The organism is Nocardioides sp. YJ-D4 (genome assembly GCF_054031495.1).
The window spans coordinates 5,038,293-5,057,348 of record NZ_CM132932.1; the positions used below are offsets into that span (position 1 = coordinate 5,038,293).

Here is a 19,056-nt window from a genome sequence, read left to right on the forward strand (position 1 = left end):
CTCAGTGCTCGACGAGCCCCGACTGGTAGGCCCACACGGCCGCCTGAAGACGGGACTTGACGCCGAGCTTGGGCATCATCCGGGCCAGGTGGGACTTGACCGTGGAGACCTCGAGGACGAGCGCCTGGGCGATCTCCTCGTTGGACATGCCCTCAGCCAGGTGGAGAAGGATGTCGAGCTCGCGGGTGGTGAGGACCTCGCTGGCGCGCGCGGCGGTCACGGGCTGCGTACGCCTGCGGGTGACGACCTCGCGGAGGACCCGCCGTGTCAGCGAGGTGTCGAGGGTGCCGTGGCCGGCGGCGACGGAGCGTACGGCGGCGACGATGGCATCGGGGTCGGCGTCCTTGAGGAGGAAGCCGGAGGCGCCGGCCTCGAGGGCACCGAAGACGTAGTCGTCGATGTCGAAGGTGGTCAGGACGAGCACCGGGATCGGGTCGGCGACGTCCGGGCCGCACAGCTCGCGGGTGGCGCTGATGCCGTCGCGGCCGGGCATGCGGATGTCCATGCAGACCACGTCGGGCCGCAGCGCCAGCGCCCGCTCGACCGCGGCGGCACCGTCCTCGGCCACGGCGACGACCTCGATGTCGGGCTCGGTCTCCAGCAGCGTACGCAGCCCGGCACGCACCAGCGGCTGGTCGTCGGCGACCACGACCCGGATCATCCGGCGACCTCCGCGGTCGCGGTGGCGGGGATCCGCAGCCGCGTCTGCCAGCCGCCCTCGGGGGTCGGTCCGGCCTCGAGCGTCGAGTCGGTCAGGTCGGCGCGCTCCTGCATGCCGACCAGGCCCAGGCCACGCCGACGCGGCGGTTCAGCGGGGATCGGTGGCGGCCCGTTACGCACCGTCGCCACCACCTCGGCCGGATCCCGGGCGTCCAGGACCACCTCGCACCGGGCGCCCGGCGCGTGCCGAGCGGCGTTCGCGAGGCACTCCTGCACAGTGCGATAGGCGGAGAGCTGGGCGAGCGGCCCGACGCTCTCGGTGACGGAACCGGCCCCCAGGAAGGAGAACGACACCTCGAGCCCGGCGCGACGGGCGTCGTCGACGAGCGAGCCCAGCTGGGACAGGCGCTCGTTCCCGCTCGCTTCCCCTGCCTGTCCCGGGCTCCGCAACAGCGTGACCAGACCACGCAGCTCGCGCAGCATCGCGGTGCTCTGGGTGCGGACCTGGCGTACGGACTCCTTCGCGCCGGCCGGGTCGGTGTCGATCTGCCGCTCGACCGCGCCCGTCATCACCGCGATGCCGGTCAGGTGGTGGGCGGCGATGTCGTGGAGCTCGCGGGCCATCGCCGTACGCTCCTCCGCGATCGCCGCGGCGATCTGGGCGGACTGCTCCCGGTCGACGGCGTCCGCGAGATCGGTCCGGGCCGACCGCGCGTCCCGGCGTGCGCGCACGGTGGCGGCGAGCAGCGCCGGAGCGGCGATCACGCCCGCACCCTGGACGAGACCGGCCAGGACCGCGGTGCCGGCCGGAAGGCCGATGCTCGTCTGGCTCAGGCAGGTGCCGAGCGCGACCAGCAGCCCGGCCCCGGTCAGCGCCCCGGCCAAGGCCCGGATCCGGCGGGGGAGTGGAGTCGAGGTCACCGCCGACCACACCGCGACCAGCACGGCCGCGGAGGCGAGGCTGGTGGCGTCGCCCGCGCCGCTGACCGCGAGCACGACCGAGGCGGCGGCCACGACCAGCAGCACCGCCAGTGGCCGGGAGCGCCGCTCGAGGAGCACCACCGCCTGGGCGGTGAGCACCACCAGCGCGACCCACCACCCCGCGCTGCCGAGCGCGGGGCTCCCGCCGATCTCGGCGTCGGCCGAGTCGAGGCCCGGGGCGGCAACCAGCAGTGCGGTGGTGACCAGCCAGACCACCACGGGTGGGATCAGTCGCGGCACCATCCGGGTCGTCTCGTCGCTCACGCCATCATCCTTTCCGCAACCGGTCCCGGTCGCCAGCATCTTTCGATGCAAGTGCGAAGGTTCGCTCTTTTGCCCGGCGCGGCCGGACCGGCCCCGTTCCTAGGTTCAGGTCAGGAAAGCGACCCAACGCCGAAAGGGAACGATCATGACCACAACACAGCCCGTGACCCGGCCCGTCACCGAACCGGATCAGGGCCTACGAGCATTTGTCACCCGCCACCAGCTCTCCACCTTCTTCGTGCTGGCCCTCGCGGCGAGCTGGCTGGCCTGGACACCGTACGTCCTGTCCAACAGCGGCCTCGGCGTCTGGGACCTCACCTTCCCCGGCGGCATGATCGGCGGCCAGCTCCTCGGGATGCTCCCGGGCGCGTACCTCGGTCCGATCGGCAGCGCCGCGCTGGTCACCGGGCTCGTCGGCGGCCGGGCCGGCCTGCGGGCCTGGGTCGTCGGGATGTGGCGCTGGCGGGCGAGCTGGCGCTGGTACGCGGGCATCCTGATCGGCGTGCCGGCCACGATCATCGTCGCGACCCAGGCCGTCGGTGGGCAGATGGCGGCGCCGTTGCAGGCGTGGCTGATCGTGCTGGTGGCGTACGTCCCCGGCCTCATCCTGCAGATGATCACCACCGGCCTCGCCGAGGAGCCGGGCTGGCGCGACTTCGCCCTGCCCCGGCTGCAGCGGAAGGTCGGACCGCTCGGGTCAGCGTTCGTGCTCGGCCCGATCTGGGCGCTGTGGCACATGCCGCTCTTCCTCACCGACTGGGCCGGCTGGCCGGACGTGCGCTGGTACGCCCCGCTCGTGTTCACGGCCTTCTGCATCACCTTCGGGATCGTGATGACCTGGGTCTTCAACCGCACCGGTCAGAGCCTGCCGCTGGCGATGCTCCTGCACACCAGCGTCAACAACTACGCCTCGGTCGCCTCCACCGAGCTCTTCCCGGGCGTCGACGCCGACCGGTTCCAGCTCGCGGTGCTGCTCGCCGCGGGGATCGGCGCGGCGATCGTCATCGTCGCCACGCGCGGCCGGCTGGGATACCGCTCCGCAGGCTAGTCGGCGGCCACCTGGACGGGCTCCCGGAGGGTCTCGGCCTCCGGGGCGCCGTCCTCGGCCGCGGTGAGCAGGAACCGGAGCCGGGTCAGCACCAGGCCTGCGGTGAGGGTGCCGCCGATCACGACGACCGCCCACAGGTGGCCGAGGCCGCTGCCGATGAGCGAGCCGGCCAGCGCCGGTCCGAGGATCTGGCCGAGGGTCAGGGTGAGGCCGAGGGAGGCGTTGTAGCGGCCGCGCAGGTGGTCGGGGGCGATGGTGTTCGCCAGCCCGGTCACGATCGGCGCCCACAGCGTCTCGCCCAGGCCGAAGATGGCCAGGCCGATCACGACGGCGGCCACCGCGCCGGCGACGGGCATCAGGTCGGCGGCCGCCAGCACGCTCCAGGCCAGGGACCAGGTCAGCACGGCGCACGCCAGTGCAGTCGTACGCCGCCACCGGGAGGTGAGCCGCAGCAGGATCACCTGCCCGCACACGATCACGGCGGCGTTGGCGGCGAAGGCCCAGCCGAGCGCGGTCGCGGGCACCCCGGCCACATCGACGGCGTACGCGGTCGCGCCGGCCTCGAGCTGTCCGTAGCCGAAGGTCACCGCGAGCACGCCACAGGCGACCAGGGCCACCGCACGCCGGTCGCGCAGCACCTCGCCCCAGGATCCGCCGGCCGGGTTGTCGGCCTCGTCCTCCCCGGCCCGGGCGGGGGAGCGGACCAGGAAGGCCAGCACCGCGGCGTAGACGAGATAGGCGACGGCGTCGCACAGGTAGAGCACCTGGAACGTCTCCGGACGCGCGACGTCGATGAGGAACGCGCTGACCAGACCACCCACGCCGATGCCCGCGTTCAGGCCCAGGAAGGCGAACCCGTAGGCCCGCTCGCGGTCCTCGGCCGGGACCATCCCGGCCAGCAGCGTCGTCGTGCCCGGCCAGAGGGGAGAGGCGCCCACGACCACGCCGGCCAGCACCGCCATCGTCGGCACGGTCCCGTCGACGAAGCCGAGCGACCCGATCGAGACGGACTCCACGATCAGCGCGGCGATCAGGACCGCGCGAGGCCCGAAGCGGTCGAGGAGCGCTCCGACACCGGGGGCGGCCGCCAGGCCGACCAGGCCCATCCAGGCGAACATCCAGCCGGCGGTCGACGAGCCGAGGTCCTGGACCTGGGCCATGTAGACGTACAGGAACGGAAGGGTCAGGCCGTTGCCGAGGGAGGCGAAGGCGAAGCCGGCGAGCACGCGACGAGCCTGGGTGGGGGAGTGCGGCACGGGTGTGATCGTCCTCTCTCTGGCCCACCTGTCTGGCGGGGATGCGTTTAGGGTAGCCTCACTTAGGTTCGCCTAACCTAATCCCCCCGTGTCGAAGGAGACCAGTGAGCGCACCGCACTTGGAGCATCTGTTCCACCCCGACAATGCTCGTGAGTACACCAGCGGCATCACCGAAGCAATCCGGCTGCTCGTCGACCAGCTCGCCACTCTCGAGGGTCCCACCACCGGAATCTCGCCCGAGGAGGCAGCAGTACCGGTCGCCGAGGTCGACCTGGACAACCCCCTCGTCGACGGCGCCGCAGCGCTGGCCGAGGTCAGCAAGCTGTGGCTCCAGGATGCGGTCTGGTTCCACGACCCCTCCTATGCCGCCCACCTCAACTGCCCGGTCGTGATCCCCTCCCTCGTCGGGGAGCTGCTGATCGCGGCCGTCAACACCTCGATGGACACCTTCGACCAGTCCGTGGGCGGTACGTTCATGGAACGTCGTCTCATCGACTGGACGGCCGCTCGCGCGGGCTACCCGGAGGCGACCCGCGACGGCATCTTCACCAGCGGCGGCAGCCAGTCCAACCTGCAGGCGCTGCTCCTGGCCCGTGGTGAGGCGGAGCGCCGCGGCGTACCTCTGGACCGGCTGCGCTTCCTGACCTCCGCGGACAGCCACTTCTCCATCGCCAAGTCGGCCCGCCTGCTCGGCATGGGCGACGCAGCCGCGATCGCGATCCCGACCGACGCCGAGCACCGGATGGACGTCGCCGCTCTGCGTGAGGCGCTCGACGAGTGCGTCGTCGACGGTCTCGTCCCGGCCGCGGTCGTGGCCACCGCCGGCACCACCGACTTCGGCGTCATCGACCCCCTGCACGCCATCGCCGACGCCTGCCAGGACTTCAACGTCTGGTTCCACGTCGACGCGGCGTACGGCGGCGGGCTGCTCGCCTCGCCGAAGTATCGCCACCTGCTCGACGGCATCGAGCGGTCGAACTCGATCACGATCGACTACCACAAGACCTGGTTCCAGCCGGTCTCCTCCAGCGCGCTCCTGGTCCGCGACCTGGCGACCATGCAGCACGCCTCCTGGTACGCCGACTACCTCAACCCGCGCGAGTCGGAGAACCCCAACCAGGTCGACAAGTCCCTGCAGACCACCCGCCGCTTCGACGCGCTCAAGCTGTGGCTGACGCTGCGCACGATGGGTCCCGACCAGATCGGCGCCTACCTGGAGACCGTGATCGATCTCGCGCGCGAGGTCTACGACATCCTCAGCGTGCAGCCCGACATCGAGGTCATCACGCCCTCCCAGCTCTCCACGGTCGTCTTCCGCTACGTCGACCCGCACCTGGACGAGGAGGCTCTGGGAGACCTCAACCGGCGCATCCGCTCCGAGATGTGGAGCGGCGGCCGCGGCGTCGTCGCCGCGACCAAGGTCGACGGCCGGCAGTTCCTCAAGCTGACCCTGCTCAACCCCAAGGCCTCCGTGCAGGACGTACTCGAGATCATCGAGCAGGTCCGTACGCTGGGCCGCGCCGTTCCGGAGGTCGCCCGATGACCACGCCCACCGCCCCCGCAACCGTGTTCACAGCCACCGATTCCCGCGTCCACGACCTGATCGGCATCGGGCTCGGCCCGTTCAACCTCGGTCTGGCCGCGCTCGCCGACCCGATCGACGAGCTCGACTGTCTGTTCCTGGAGGGCCGCGACCGGTTCGACTGGCACCCCGGGATGATGCTCGACGAGGCCACCCTGCAGGTGCCGTTCCTCGCCGACCTGGTGACGATGGCCGACCCGACCTCGCGGTTCAGCTTCCTCAACTTCCTCAAGCAGACCGGCCGGATCTACCCGTTCTACATCCGCGAGAACTTCCTGCCCCACCGGCGCGAGTACAACCAGTACTGCCAGTGGGTCGCCGAGCGGCTCGACTCGGTGCGCTTCGGTCAGCAGGTCACCTCGGTGGAGCACGACGGGGAGACGTACGTCGTGACCACCGCCTCCGGCGAGACGCATCGGACCAGGCGGCTGGTGCTCGGGACCGGGACGACCCCACGCGTCCCGGAGTGTGCGGCCGAGGCCGTGGCCGCTGAGGGGCCGGCGCTGCACAGCGCCGAGTACCTGGCCCGCAAGGACGAGCTCGTCACCCGGCGCAGCATCACCGTCGTCGGCAGCGGCCAGTCGGCCGCCGAGGTCTACCTCGACCTGCTGACCGCCCAGCCCGACCACGACTACCAGCTGGCCTGGCTGACCCGCAGCCCGCGGTTCTTCTCGATGGAGTACACCAAGCTCACCCTCGAGCTGACCTCCCCGGAGTACTCCGCCTACTTCCAGGCGCTGCCGAGCGAGAAGCGCGAGCGGCTGCTGAAGGCGCAGCAGAGCCTCTACAAGGGCATCTCGGGCGACACCATCGACGCGATCCACGAGGCGCTCTACACCCGGTCGGTCACCGAGGCGGCCGAGACCACGCTGCTCACCAACACCGAGGTGCGCGGCGTGACCCGGACCGAGAGCGGCTACCACCTCGCGCTGCACCACGTGGAGCAGGAGGAGGACTACGAGATGGCCACCGAGGCGCTCGTCCTCGCCACCGGCGACCGCGCCGGCATCCCGGCGTTCCTGGAGCCCGTCCGCGACCGGCTCCGCCTCGACGAGCAGGGGCGCTACGCCGCCAGCTCGACCTTCTCGGTCGACACCGCCGACCGCGAGATCTGGGTCCAGAACGGCGAGGAGCACACCCACGGCTTCGTCGCACCCGACCTCGGCATGGGGGCGTATCGCAGCTCGGTGATCCTCGCCGCGATCCTCGGCCGGGAGCCGTACCCCGTCGAGAAGCGGGTCGCCTTCCAGGAGTTCGGCGTCCCCGACAGATTCAAGCTTCAGCCCACGGAGGAGAACCGATGAGGATCACGATCGAGCCCCTCGAGATCGAGGCCCACCTCGCCACCGTCCACTCCTGGGTGACCCACCCGCGCTCGGCGTACTGGATGATGCTGGACGCCACGCTGGAGGACGTCGCCGCGGAGTACGCGCGGATCGCCGGCCACCCGCACCACGACGCCTGGCTCGGCCGGGTCGACGGCGTGCCGGCGTTCCTGGTCGAGACCTACGACCCCGCCCGCAGCGAGCTCGCCGGGATCACCCACGTGCCCGACCTCGCCGCCGGAGACCTGGGCATGCACGTCCTGGTCGCGCCGACCTCAGGTGAGCCCGTGACCGGCTACACCACCCGGGTCTTCCGGGCGGTCATGCGGCACTGCTTCGCGGACCCCGGCGTGCGTCGCGTGGTGGTCGAGCCGGACGTACGCAACGAGCCGATCCGGCGCAAGAACACCGAGGCCGGCTTCGTCGAGCTGCGCGAGATCAGCATCGGGGAGAAGACCGCGATGCTCTCGGTCTGCACCCGGGAGATGTACGCAGCCGCTCACCTGCGCCCCGAGAACCTCCGCGTCGCGCACCGCCACCTGGTCGCCAAGGCGATCGCGGAGTTCAGCCACGAGCGGATGATCGCACCCGTGGCCACCGACACGGGCTGGGAGCTGCAGGGGCCGTCCTCGACGTACGCGTTCACCGGGCGCCGCTTCCAGCTCGAGCACTGGGTGGTGGACCCGGCCTCGATCGTCCGGACGAGCGGAGGTGAGGAGGCCGAGGTCGACGCGCAGGCGTTCGTCGCCGAGTTCGCGCCCGATCTCGGGATCCCGGACAAGCTGCTGCCGACCTATCTGGAGGAGCTGGCGGCCACGATCGCCTCGGCCTGCTGGAAGCTCGAGCACCAGACGCTGACCGCCGCCGACCTGGTCGACGCCGACCACCAGAGCGTCGAAGGTGCGATGAGCGAGGGCCACCCGGCCTTCGTCGCCAACAACGGCCGGATCGGCTTCGACATCGACGACCACGCGCGCTGGGCGCCGGAGACGAGCAACGACCTGAGCCTGCTGTGGGTCGCCGTCTCCCGGGACCAGTCCCACCTGGCCCTGGGCCGCGGCGAGGACGAGCAGGCGCTCTACGAGGCCGAGCTCGGCGAGGCGACGCTGGCCCGGTTCGCGGCGAAGCTGCGCGGGCTCGGGCTGGACCCGGACGGGTTCCGCTACCTGCCGGTCCACCCGTGGCAGTGGCGCCACAAGCTCGCGGTCACCTTTGCGACCGACGTCGCCGCGCGACGGATCGTGCTGGTCGGCGAGGGCGAGGACGTCCACCGCCCGCAGCAGTCGATCCGGACGTACTTCAACACCAGTCGTCCGGAGCGGCACTACGTCAAGACCGCGCTGTCGATCCAGAACATGGGCTTCATGCGGGGGCTCTCGCCGGCGTACATGGCGGCGACCCCGGTCATCAACGACTGGGTCGCTGACCTGGTGGAGGGCGACGCGGAGCTGAAGGAGCGCGGTTTCGGGGTGTTGCGCGAGCTCGCCTCGATCGGCTGGACCGGCGACGTGTTCCACTCCCTGCCGAACCCGTCGCCCTACCGGAAGATGATCGCCGCACTGTGGCGGGAGTCGCCGGTGCCGCGCCTCTCCGAGGGGGAGCGGTGCGCGACGATGGCGGCGCTGCTCCACCGCGACGCCGCCGGTGCCTCGTACGCGGCCGAGCTGGTCCGTGCCTCCGGGCTGCCCGCCCGCGAATGGGTGCGCAGCTACCTCGACGCCTACCTGCGCCCGCTGGTGCACTGCCTGCTGGCGTACGACCTGGCGTTCATGCCGCACGGCGAGAACCTGGTGATGGTGCTGCGCGACCACGTCCCGGTGCGGATGTTCATGAAGGACATCGGCGAGGAGGTGGCGGTGATGGGTGACCTGCCGCTGCCCGAGGAGGTCTCCCGGATCCGCGGGTCCTTCCCTGACGACGTCAAGGCGCTGGCGGTGCACACCGACATCTTCGACGGGGTGCTGCGCTACGTCGCCGCGATCCTCGATGATGAGGGGGTGCTGCCGGAGACCGAGTTCTGGGCCGAGGCCCGGGCGTGCATCGTCGACCACGCCGCCGACCACCCCGAGCTGGCCGACGCGGTCGCGCGCTACGACTTCCTCCGCCCGCGCTTCCGGCACTCCTGCCTCAACCGGCTCCAGCTGCGCAACACCCTGCAGATGGTCGACATCACCGACCAGGCCGAGTCGCTCATGTTCGCCGGCACGCTGGCCAACCCGATCGCATGAGCATTCTCCATCGGGACGAGTGGGGCATCCCGCATGTGCGGGGTGCCTCGCTCGCCGAGGTGGCCCGGCTGCAGGGCTGGGCCACCGCGCGGGACCGCGCGTGGCAGCTCGAGATCGAGCGGCTGCGTGGCGAGGGCCGCACCGCCGAGCTGCTCGGCCCGGCCGGGCTCGAGTGGGATGCCTTCGCCCGCCGCGCTCGACTGGCGGCGGTGGCGCAGGCGGCCTACGAGCGGCTCGACGCGGAGACGCAGGGGTTCCTGACGGCGTACGTCGAGGGCGTCCGGTCCGGTCTGGAGGGGGCGTCCTGCCCGGAGCTCGACGGGCTCGGGCCCGCGCCGGGGACCTGGCAGCCGTGGACGCCGCTGGCGGTCTTCTGGGTGCAGCAGATCCTCTTCGGGTCGTTCCCCTCGAAGCTGTTCGGCGCCAGAGCGGCGCGGGTGCTCGGGGCCGAAGCCGAGCTGTTCCGCACCGAGGGGCTGTCCGGCGGCTCCAACGCGTACGCCGTCGGCGGCGGCCGCACCCGGTCCGGTCTGCCGCTCGTGGCCGGCGACCCGCATCGCGTCTTCGAGGCGCCCAACGTCTATCTCCAGGTCCGGCTGGCCTGCACCGATCCCGACGACCCCTTCGATGTCGTCGGGATGACCTTCCCCGGCGTACCCGGCGTGCAGCACTTCGCGCACGCCGGTCAGGTCGCCTGGGGGATCACCAACGCGATGGCCGACTATCAGGATCTCTACCGCGTCGACCTGCGCTCGGGCGGCGATGTGGTGCGGCGCAGCGTGGAGACGGTGCTCGTCCGCGACCAGGAGCCGGTCGAGGTCGAGATCCTGGAGACCGACCGCGGACCGGTGGTCCTTGGCGGTTTCGACGAGGGCTGGGGAGAGGTGCTGCGCTCACCCGGTCACGAGCTCGCCGACCTCGGCTTCGGGGCGCTGCTGCCGCTGCTGCGGGCCCGTTCGGTCGCCGACGTCGAGGCCGCGGTGGCGCGCTGGGTCGAGCCGGTCAACAACTGGGTGATCGCCGACGTGGCCGGCGACGTCATCCACACCGTCGGCGGCCGGGTGCCGCGGCGGGACGAGGCAGGGGAGTGGACCGGCTGGGTCGACCCGCTTCCGCGGCGTACGGCCTCGGCAGATGGTTCTGTCGTGACCGCCAACGACCGGTGCATGCCGGAGTTCGACGTGCTCGCGGCCGGCTTCGCGCCGCCGTTCCGGGCGCACCGGATCGCGCAGCTCCTCGACGAAGCGGGACCCCTCGACGCTGAGCAGGCGGTCGCGGTCCTCGCCGACACGACCCAGACCGCCGGCGCGCCGCTGCTCGGGCTGGTCCCGGCCGATGTGCGCCCCCAGGCACTGGCAGCGTGGGACGGCGCGATGGACGGCTCGCCGGGCGCGGCCTGGTACGCCGCGCTGCGTGCCGAGGTCGTCGACCGCGTCTGCGCGGCACCGGTGCTCGCGCCGCTGCGGGAGCCGTCGGAGCACGGGCCCCCCTATGAGCCGTGGTTCAGCCTGCCCGCGCGGGTGGCCGGCGCCCTGCACATCATCCTGGCCGCGGAGAAGCCCTTCGGTCTGGACCCGCGAGCGCTCGTCGCCGAGGCGGCGAAGGTCGTACGCGACGCCGACAGCGAGCCGACGCCCTGGCCGGAGGAACACCGCTTCTGGCCGCTGCACGCGCTGGAGCAGTTCGACCTCCCACACGCGCGGACCGCCCCGGCCACCCCTCTGTCCGGCGACACCGACACGGTGCGCTGCAACGCCTGGATCCCGGGCACCACCGTGACCGTCCGGGGCTCGGTGGCGCGCTACGCCTGGGATCTGGCTGACCGCGACAACAGCCGTTGGGTCGTACCCCTCGGTGTCAGCGGATTCCCGGACAGCCCCCACCACATCGATCAGCACGACGCCTGGGCCAGGGGAGGCGCGGTCCGCGTCGTCACCGACTGGTCCCTGCTCACCGAGGAGAAGACATGTCCCTGACCATTCGTGACCTGGAGCCGTCGGCCGACATCGACCTGTTGTGCGGCTGGCTGCACGACGATCGGGCCCGGTTCTGGGGCATGGTCGAGAAGCCGCGCGAGGAGATCGAGGAGATCTACACCTGGCTGCAGGAGCAGCCCCATCTGGCTGCGTACATCGTCGAGGTCGACGGCGATCCGGTCGCGCTCTTCCAGACCTGGGACCCCGAGGTCGACGAGCTCGGCACCTTCTACGATCGCCGCCCCGGCGACATCGGCGTCCACCTCTTCCTGGCCGACACCCCGATCCGCAAGGGCCGGACGGAAGAGATCCTGGAGTTCTTCATCGACAAGGTCATCTCCAAGTCCGGCGCCCGCCGCGCCGTCGTCGAGCCCGACGCCTCCAACGAGGCCTCCCTCGCCAGGCTCGACGACTTCGGTTTCAAACGCGGCCCTGTCGTTCAGCTTCCGCACAAGGTCGCCCAGTACGCCTTCCTCGACCTTCCCTGACTCATGCCAGCTTCGAGGCGACCTCGTTGAGATTCGCGCGGAGCTTGGCGCGGTAGGCGTCGTGCTGCTCGGGCAGTCGGGCGTCGCAGAAGGCGGCCAGGTCGGGTCCGGTGACCTCGAGGACCGGGCGTCCGGCGGCGGCCTCGGTCTCGAACAGGTCGAGGATCTCGCGCAGGACCTCGACGATGTCCATGCCGTCGCCGGCGGTGAAGCGCCACATGTAGCTCTTCATCTCGCCATAGACGGTGCGGTAGTCGGCGGGCAGTGCGGCGGCGCGGGCTTCCATGCGCTTCCAGTCCTTCTTGTCACCCACGAGGCGGCTGAGGATGTTGTTCATGGTGATGCTCCCTTTGGTTCGGTTCGGTGTGTTTCCGGCCCTGTGTGGGGCCGTGGAAGAAGCGTGCAGCCCTGACGTAGCGTCAAGGTCAAGCACCGATCCGAAGAAAGTCCTCGGAGGCCCACGAGCCTCAGGCCGCAAGGGTGTGAGTGAGGAGTACGTCGCGCAGCCGGAGCTCAGCCGGCGACAGTCGCGGCGGTGGGTCCGGTGGCCAGGTGTCGGGTGGTGGGCTGGTGTAGGTGTGCCCGGTGGGTGTGGTGGTGATGATGCTGCCGTCGGGTCCTGGTCTGGCCTGCCAGCCGAGGGCTTCCTTGGCCTGATTGCATCGTTCGCACAGGCCCTGCAGGTTCTCGGATCTCGTTTCACCGCCGTCGGCGTGGCGTTCGACGTGGTCGACGTTGCGGATCGGAGCATCGCACCCGTTGGTCCGGCAGATCCCACCGTCCCTGGTCGTGATGAACTCGGCCAGCCCGTCGGGTGCCTTCCTGGAGCGGGACTCCATGGCGACCAGCCGACCGACCGGGTCGGTGAGCAGGCGGCGGACGAACACCTCGGCGTCGTTGAGTGCGTCGCGGGCCCAGGCGGCGGGGACGGGCCCGTAGCCCTCGACCATGGCGGGCTGGTCGGCGTCGCCGGTGAGGGAGTCGGCGGACATCACGATCTTGACCTCGATCCGGGGCTTCGCGCCGGTGGTGCTGCGGCCGGTGATCCGGTCGACCAGGGTGTCGGCCATGACCTGACCCCGGCTCCGCTCATCACCCGCAGCCGCAGCCGCCTTGGCGGCCTGGTCCAGCGAAGCGAAGACAGCGACCCCGTCCTTGACCGGCAACAGCGCCCCGAGCCAGGTCATCGTGTCCGGTGCCGGCCGCAGACTGACCCGACGATCCTTCACCGCGCTCGCAGCCCGAGCCACCACGGAGGCCTGGTCGAGGGTGATGGCGAGCTTCTTGGCGGCGTTCTCGAGCTGCCGCAGCCCCATCGACACCGCACGAGCAGGTTCCCCGCCCGGCTCGGTGGCACAGAGTTCGGAGTCGATGACCTTGCGGTCCTCCAATGCCAAGCAGGCGGTCTCGCGGGCCAGGATGGTGGCCTGCCATTGCGAGAACAGCCCGGCCTTCATCAACGCGAAGGTATGCGGCATCTCGCTGATCAGAACCTTCGCGAGCCCGAGGAGCTTGGCGCCCTTCTCCGGCGAGACCCGCCGCGCCAACGCGACCTGCGAGGCCACGCCCTCACCAAGCTTCCGGGCGGGCACCCCGGCCTCGGCCTGGCGGACCCGGACCGCTTCATCCAGGCGTACCGCCGCTTCGGCCTGGACGGCCTCGGCGGTGCACTTGACCTCTTCAAGACGCGCGATCCAGTCGACCAGCTCAGCCTCAGACGCACCCGCAGGCGGCCCGGTAAGGAGGCGGTCGACGGTCTCGTACATGGGTCTTATTATATGCGAGACAGCATCATCAAGCGACCTATTTAAGCAGTTCAAACCCATGTTACGCGGTCAGCGAACGAGCATCGTGAACTCCGCGCCACTCTCTCGCCGCCGCCCCGATACAGGCGAAATCTTTCTCGATCGGGTGCCGGGTCAAGGACCGCGAAGCGGCCGGCGAAGCCGGCGCCCGAAGGGCGTCCTTGACGCGGCGCACGATCGAGAAACACTCAAAGCAAGGGTCGGCGGCGAACCCCGAAACGAAGAACAGTCACCCAACCGAGGTTTCCCCGAGAAGCGACGTGTTGGTCTCGACACGCCTCCGCCTAGCGGCTCCGGCGGCTCGACCAGCGGTGATCACCGGCGGCTCGACCAGCGGACCAGCCGCCACGAATCAGCAGATAAGGTCAAGCTGAGACCCGCGACATGCCGTCGTACGTCAGGAGGACATGTGCAACGTGGCGAAGTCTGGTGGGTGGAGTTCGACGAGCGACGCCCGGTGGTGCTGCTGTCGGAAGAGGATGCGTCCGGGATCCAGGTGATGCAGGTCGTCGATCCGGCGGGTGTCGACATCACCGGTCTGGCCGTCGAAGTGGCAGTAGGCGCCACGGAAGGACTGCCCAGTGAAGGCGTGCTCCGGTTGGCGCTCCCACGTCCGGGTGTCACCCCTTGCACATGGCTGACGACGTTGTCCCGCGACGACCTGATCGAGCGAGCAGGGGCTCTGTCCTCTGCGAAGCTCGACGAGCTCGACGACGCCCTCCGTCTCGGTGGCCTCGGGTAGACGGCGGTTCTCGACCAGCGGAGTCAGTCGGCAACCATCTCGACGAGCCGACCCATCGCACCGAGCTCGGCGTCGTGAACCCCTTCATCAGGAACGATGACGAGCGACCACAGCCGACTCCCGACAGCAACGTTGCCGACCACGAGATCCCCGTCGTCGTGCGACTCGATACACACGAACGCCCGGTCCCCGATCTCGACCGGCGCAGGCGAGGCGATGCAGTCCTCCCGGCTGGCGGAGAGCCCAGCGGAGACGGAGGTGTCGACCAAGGTCGTCACGAAGATCGCCCCCCGGTCGCTGGTGTAGGTGCAGACGTCCTCGTCGGCGGTATGCGACCAGGAGCCGGGGATGGCGCTGGCGACCTGACCGGGCTCGAAGAGACAGGGTCCAGAGGCTTCGACGGGGGAGGAGGTCGAGGGGCTCGGGCCAGGACTGCTGGTGGTCGGCTCCCCGGAGCCGCAGCCGGTGAGAGCGGTCGCCGAGAGGACGGCTGCGACGCTCAGCAGCTTCCTCGACACGTACGGCTCCTCGGGGTTGCGGAAGTCTCGCCAGTTTCTCAGGTCACCCTCGCATGCCCGCAACCGAGGCATCGGAGGCGGCGAGATCGGGGATCAACGTGCGCAGCCGCGCGAGCGCGTCGCTGGTCTGCGACTTGACGGTGCCGATCGCGACGCCGAGCGTGGCCGCGGTCTCGCGCTCGGTGAGGTCGTCGTAGAACCGCAGGACGATGACGGCGCGCTGCCGGGGTGGGAGCCGGAGGAGTGCGTCCCGGACGGTGAGGTTCCAGGCCAGGCTGGGCCCCGCCGCCTCCCGGTCCGGGAGATGCTCGACCGGTGTCTCTCGCCAGCGGCGGGTACGCCACCGAGTGGTGGCTTCTCGGGCGAGGACCTTGCGGACGTACGGCTCGGGGTTGTCCTGGATCTTGCCCCACTTCGGGACCACCTTGATGAGCGTGGTCTGAACCAGGTCCTCGGCGTCCTCAGCATGTCCGGTGAGGAGGAAGGCGGTACGAAGCAGGGCGGGGCGGCGGGTGGTGACGAACTCGTCGAAGAGATGACCGTCAGGCTCTGGCACGGCGCCTCCAGACGAGGATCGCGAGGGCGGCGACCACGAGCGTCGTGCCGGCTGTGACGGTCGGGACCCATGGTGACCACGGGCGCGGCGGGGCGGGCTGGTTCTTCACCGGCGAGTCGAGCAGGTTGAGCGCGAGGTTGGCGGTGTCGACGTACTCGCTGAGCATCTCGGCGGAACCGTCCTCGATGTTGACGGCTACCAGGTCGACCCGGCCGCTGTCTCCGTGGCGCTGCAAGGCCGCTAGATGGGTGTCGTCCAGCCAGCAGAACACCCCGACGTACGTGTCCGGGATCCGCTCGCCGTTGACGTTGGAATCGACATCCTTGACGTAGACCGGTCCGGGCGCGCTGTCCCCGAAGATCGCCGCGAGGCGCTCAGCGTCTGGGGAGAGGGCGACGAACTGGGTCCCGTTGACCCGTGCCGCGGTCTGCGGAACATAGGCGGGCGTCGTGGACCCGTCGGTTCCGACGACGACCGAGCTGTCATTCCCCGCGACCACGCTGCCGACAGCGTTGGTGCTTGCACTGTCGAGAGTGACGTCGATGCTGGTTGCGCGTCCAGAAGTCAGGTCGAAGACCAGGCTCTGGGATTGGATCGAGGAGCAGCAGTCCTGCATCTGCCCGAACTCGACGCCGAGATGGGTGGGATCGAACCAGATCAGGGTGCCGTGACCGATCCCGCGCTCGGTGCTGGGCCGCTGGCTGACCACCTTGCCGGTCACGGTGTCATAGACCGCATATCCGTTGATGGTGCCGCCTTCGAGGGCGGGGATCGGGTTGTTCACCTTCCCGGTCGTCCAGTAGGCGACATGGCGGCCATCCGGAGCGAGCTGGGCTTCACCGAGGTAGGGGGTAGCCGCCTGCGGCAGGTCGAGGAACGCGTACGCACCGGTCTCGGCAGATACTCCGACCACGCCGTCGCTGCTCCCGAGCCAGCCCTTGCGGGGCGCGTCGAACGTGGCGATGAGTGGGCCCAGCGGACCCACCGAGTCCGTGCCGGGGAGATGTGGACTGGGCTCGTGGAAACGGCTGGGGAGGTAGCTGCCGGTCCCGGTGTCCGTCGCCGGTTCAACGCCGGTTCCTTGCTGCCAGGTCGCCGTGCCGAGCGCGATCAGCAGCAAGCAGGCGACAGCAGCGATGGTGATCGTGCCGACGCGCTGCGTACGCGCCATGCGGCGGCCACGCCGCCACAGCTGTCCGGGTGTCTCGCCGCCGGAAGGCGCCTCACGGGCGAGTTCTTCGAGTAGATTGGTCAGCACATCGGTCTCCAGTTCGGTTGTCCGATGACTGACACGTATCGAGCCTCGCCGAAGGTTGGGTGTGCTGATTTGAACAGAATTCCCGTGCGACATTTGCTGGATTGGGCAGAATCTCCGGCGTGAACTCTGACATCGGAGAACGGCTCGCGGGGCAGCATGTGCTGCTCACGGGAGTGACCGGGTTTGTCGGCGAGGCGCTGCTGCATCTGATGCTGACCGAGGTGCCGGACGTACGTCTCAGCGTCCTGGTCCGGCGCAAGGGGTCGACGTCGGGGGCGGACCGGATCGCGAAGATGCTGACCAAGCCGATCTTCGCGTCCGTCTCGGATGCGGAGGTGAACGTCGTCGAGGGCGATCTCTCCGCACCGCCGGTGCTGCCGGACGATCTCGACGCCGTGGTGCACTCCGCGGGCGATGTCTCCTTCGACCCGCCGGTCGACGAAGGGTTCGTCACCAACGTCGTCGGCGTCCGCGAGCTGCTCAAGCGGGTCGAGGAGACCGGGCGCGACATCCACTATCTGCATGTCTCGACGGCCTATGTGTCCGGGCGGCGAAGGGGCCACATCCCCGAGGGGCCGGTCGACCACGCCGTCGACGTGGACGCCGAGCTTGCCTGGGGGCTGGCGCAGCGCGCGGCCGTCGAGGAGCGCTCGCGCAGCGTCGAGGTGATCTCCAGGCTGCGCAAGCAGGCCGAGCGGGAGCACGGTCGTGCCGGTCTGATGACCGCCGCCGCTGCCGCGGAGGAGGCGCGCAAGAAGTGGGTGAAGGACGAGCTCGTACGCCTCGGCACCGAGCGGGCACGGTCGCTGGGCTGGACCGACGCCTACACGTTCACCAAGGCGCTCGGGGAGCGGGTGGTCGAAGCCCACGCCGCAGCCGGGCACCGGGCCACGATCTACCGCCCGGCGATCATCGAGTCGGCCGTCTCCCGCCCGCATCCGGGCTGGATCGAGGGCTTCAAGATGGCCGAGCCGCTGATCCTCGCCTACGGGCGCGGCGAGCTGCCGCTCTTCCCGGCGGCCGCGGACACCCCCGTCGACATCGTGCCGGTCGACCATGTCGTCGCCTCGATCGTGGCGTGCCTGGCGCACCCGCCCGAGCCGGGCGACCCGGCCTACTTCCATCTCGCCTCCGGCGACCGCAACCCGGTGACCTTCGGGATGCTCTACGAGACCGTGCGGGCCTACTTCTCCAAGGAGCCGTTCGCGGCGGGAGACCGCGGCGCGGCCCGGCTGCCGGAGTGGACGTTCCCCGGAGGCGCCTCGGTCGAGCGGATGATGGTGACCGGGGAGCGGGTGCACAAGATCGCCGACCGGCTGCTCGGGCTGGCCCCGCGCAGCGACCGCACCCGCAGCTGGGCGCGCGACCTCGACCGGCAGGGTCGGCGGCTGCAGTTCCTCCGTCGCTACCTGGACCTCTACAAGGAGTACGCCCAGGCCGACCTGCGCTTCGTCGACACCAACACGCTCGCGCTCTACCGGTCGCTGTCGCCGGCCGACCAGGAGACCTTCGCCTTTGACACCGGCGTGATCGACTGGCACGAATACCTCTACGACATCCACGTGCCGTCGGTGACCAAGCCGGTCCGTGAGCTCGACGAGCTGCGCAAGCTGCGGAAGAGGCCGGACTCCGGCCGGCTGCCGCAGCTCAGGGACGGGCGCGTCGCGGCCTTCTTCGACCTCGACGGCACCCTGATGTCCTCCAACGTGATCGAGACCTACCTGTGGCTGCGGCTCGGTGAGCTCTCCGGCACCCAGAAGGCAGCCGAGATCGCCCGGATGGCGAGCAAGGTGCCCGGCTATGTGTGGGCGGACCGCACCGAGCGCGGCACGCTGCTGCGTACGGTCTACAAGGAGTACGCCGGTGCCCGGCTCTCCGAGCTCGACCAGATCGTCGACGAGCACCTGACCACGCACATCCTCGGGCGGCTGGCCCCGGACGCTGTCCGGCGGATCCGGGAGCACCGGGCGGCGGGGCACGTGACGGTGCTGGTCACCGGCGCGATCCGGCCGCTGACCCGGCCGCTGATGCCGCTCTTCGACCACATCGAGGCGGCAGACCTGGCCGTCGACGACCGTGGGTTCTGCACCGGCCACCTGGCCGCGTCGCCGCTGGTCGGGGAGTCGCGAGGGGCGTTCGTCCGCGAGTGGTCGCGCCGCGAGGGCATCTCGCCGTCGGACTGCTTCGCCTACGCCGACTCCCACTCCGACCTCCCGCTGCTCGCGGCGGTGGGGCACCCGGTGGCGGTCCGGCCCGACGTACCTCTCTTCCGCCACGCCAAGAAGTCGCACTGGTCGATCGTCGACTGGGAGTCGCCGGGCCATGCGAGCAGGACGCTCGACCCGGCCGGGCTGCACCGATGAGGAGG

The 19,056-nt window shown here is 70.4% G+C and carries 16 protein-coding genes; 8 read left to right on the plus strand and 8 right to left on the minus strand.

What is annotated here, in order from left to right:
• Position 1: 1 nt before the first annotated feature.
• Positions 2–661, minus strand: a complete 660-nt coding sequence (locus ACW14X_RS24080; RefSeq protein ID WP_160021884.1) for a response regulator — start codon at positions 659–661, stop codon at positions 2–4.
• Entirely contained in the window at positions 658–1,905 is a 1,248-nt protein-coding gene (locus tag ACW14X_RS24085) for a histidine kinase (protein WP_160021886.1), read from the minus strand. The genes ACW14X_RS24080 and ACW14X_RS24085 overlap by 4 nt, the downstream gene beginning before the upstream one ends.
• A gap of 145 nt (positions 1,906–2,050) precedes the next feature.
• On the opposite strand from ACW14X_RS24085, the gene ACW14X_RS24090 reads away from it, so the two are divergent.
• The gene (locus tag ACW14X_RS24090) at positions 2,051–2,953 is read left to right on the plus strand and encodes a CPBP family glutamic-type intramembrane protease (protein WP_457163574.1); all 903 of its coding nucleotides are present in this window, start codon (positions 2,051–2,053) and stop codon (positions 2,951–2,953) included.
• Here ACW14X_RS24090 and ACW14X_RS24095 read toward each other — a convergent pair.
• The gene (locus ACW14X_RS24095) at positions 2,950–4,209 is read right to left on the minus strand and encodes an MFS transporter (RefSeq protein WP_457163575.1); all 1,260 of its coding nucleotides are present in this window, start codon (positions 4,207–4,209) and stop codon (positions 2,950–2,952) included. The two genes, ACW14X_RS24090 and ACW14X_RS24095, sit on opposite strands and share 4 nt — an antisense overlap.
• A 104-nt stretch (positions 4,210–4,313) precedes the next feature.
• Between ACW14X_RS24095 and ACW14X_RS24100 the strand changes: the two genes are divergently transcribed.
• The 5 genes from ACW14X_RS24100 to ACW14X_RS24120 are packed head-to-tail and all read left to right on the plus strand — an operon-like array spanning position 4,314 to position 11,809.
• On the plus strand, positions 4,314–5,753 hold the full coding sequence (locus ACW14X_RS24100; protein ID WP_457163576.1) for a pyridoxal phosphate-dependent decarboxylase family protein: 1,440 nt from the start codon (positions 4,314–4,316) through the stop codon (positions 5,751–5,753).
• The gene (locus ACW14X_RS24105) at positions 5,750–7,096 is read left to right on the plus strand and encodes a lysine N(6)-hydroxylase/L-ornithine N(5)-oxygenase family protein (protein WP_457163577.1); all 1,347 of its coding nucleotides are present in this window, start codon (positions 5,750–5,752) and stop codon (positions 7,094–7,096) included. Before ACW14X_RS24100 ends, ACW14X_RS24105 begins: the two co-directional genes overlap by 4 nt.
• Entirely contained in the window at positions 7,093–9,345 is a 2,253-nt protein-coding gene (locus ACW14X_RS24110) for a GNAT family N-acetyltransferase (protein WP_457163578.1), read from the plus strand. Before ACW14X_RS24105 ends, ACW14X_RS24110 begins: the two co-directional genes overlap by 4 nt.
• The gene (locus ACW14X_RS24115; RefSeq protein WP_457163579.1) at positions 9,342–11,321 is read left to right on the plus strand and encodes a penicillin acylase family protein; all 1,980 of its coding nucleotides are present in this window, start codon (positions 9,342–9,344) and stop codon (positions 11,319–11,321) included. The genes ACW14X_RS24110 and ACW14X_RS24115 overlap by 4 nt, the downstream gene beginning before the upstream one ends.
• Entirely contained in the window at positions 11,312–11,809 is a 498-nt protein-coding gene (locus ACW14X_RS24120) for a GNAT family N-acetyltransferase (protein WP_457163580.1), read from the plus strand. Before ACW14X_RS24115 ends, ACW14X_RS24120 begins: the two co-directional genes overlap by 10 nt.
• Before the next feature lies 1 nt (position 11,810).
• Here the strand turns inward: ACW14X_RS24120 and ACW14X_RS24125 are convergent, their stop codons facing one another.
• The gene (locus tag ACW14X_RS24125) at positions 11,811–12,146 is read right to left on the minus strand and encodes a DUF1048 domain-containing protein (protein ID WP_457163581.1); all 336 of its coding nucleotides are present in this window, start codon (positions 12,144–12,146) and stop codon (positions 11,811–11,813) included.
• A 130-nt stretch (positions 12,147–12,276) separates the two neighbouring features.
• A complete protein-coding gene (locus ACW14X_RS24130; RefSeq protein WP_457163582.1) occupies positions 12,277–13,575 on the minus strand; it encodes a DUF222 domain-containing protein in 1,299 nt (432 codons plus the stop codon).
• A 448-nt stretch (positions 13,576–14,023) separates the two neighbouring features.
• Here ACW14X_RS24130 and ACW14X_RS24135 point away from each other — a divergent pair, with 448 nt between their 5' ends.
• Positions 14,024–14,356, plus strand: coding sequence for a type II toxin-antitoxin system PemK/MazF family toxin (locus ACW14X_RS24135; RefSeq protein WP_457163583.1), 333 nt, complete (start codon positions 14,024–14,026; stop codon positions 14,354–14,356).
• A gap of 23 nt (positions 14,357–14,379) precedes the next feature.
• Here ACW14X_RS24135 and ACW14X_RS24140 read toward each other — a convergent pair whose 3' ends face one another.
• From ACW14X_RS24140 to ACW14X_RS24150, 3 genes are read right to left on the minus strand one after another with little or no spacing between them, the layout of a single operon-like run.
• Positions 14,380–14,874, minus strand: a complete 495-nt coding sequence (locus ACW14X_RS24140; protein WP_160021906.1) for a hypothetical protein — start codon at positions 14,872–14,874, stop codon at positions 14,380–14,382.
• Between the two features lie 43 nt (positions 14,875–14,917).
• Entirely contained in the window at positions 14,918–15,430 is a 513-nt protein-coding gene (locus tag ACW14X_RS24145; protein WP_457163584.1) for a SigE family RNA polymerase sigma factor, read from the minus strand.
• Entirely contained in the window at positions 15,417–16,688 is a 1,272-nt protein-coding gene (locus ACW14X_RS24150; RefSeq protein ID WP_457163585.1) for a hypothetical protein, read from the minus strand. The genes ACW14X_RS24145 and ACW14X_RS24150 overlap by 14 nt, the downstream gene beginning before the upstream one ends.
• Before the next feature lie 119 nt (positions 16,689–16,807).
• Between ACW14X_RS24150 and ACW14X_RS24155 the strand changes: the two genes are divergently transcribed.
• Entirely contained in the window at positions 16,808–19,051 is a 2,244-nt protein-coding gene (locus ACW14X_RS24155; RefSeq protein WP_457163586.1) for an HAD-IB family hydrolase, read from the plus strand.
• The last annotated feature ends 5 nt before the right edge of the window (positions 19,052–19,056 follow it).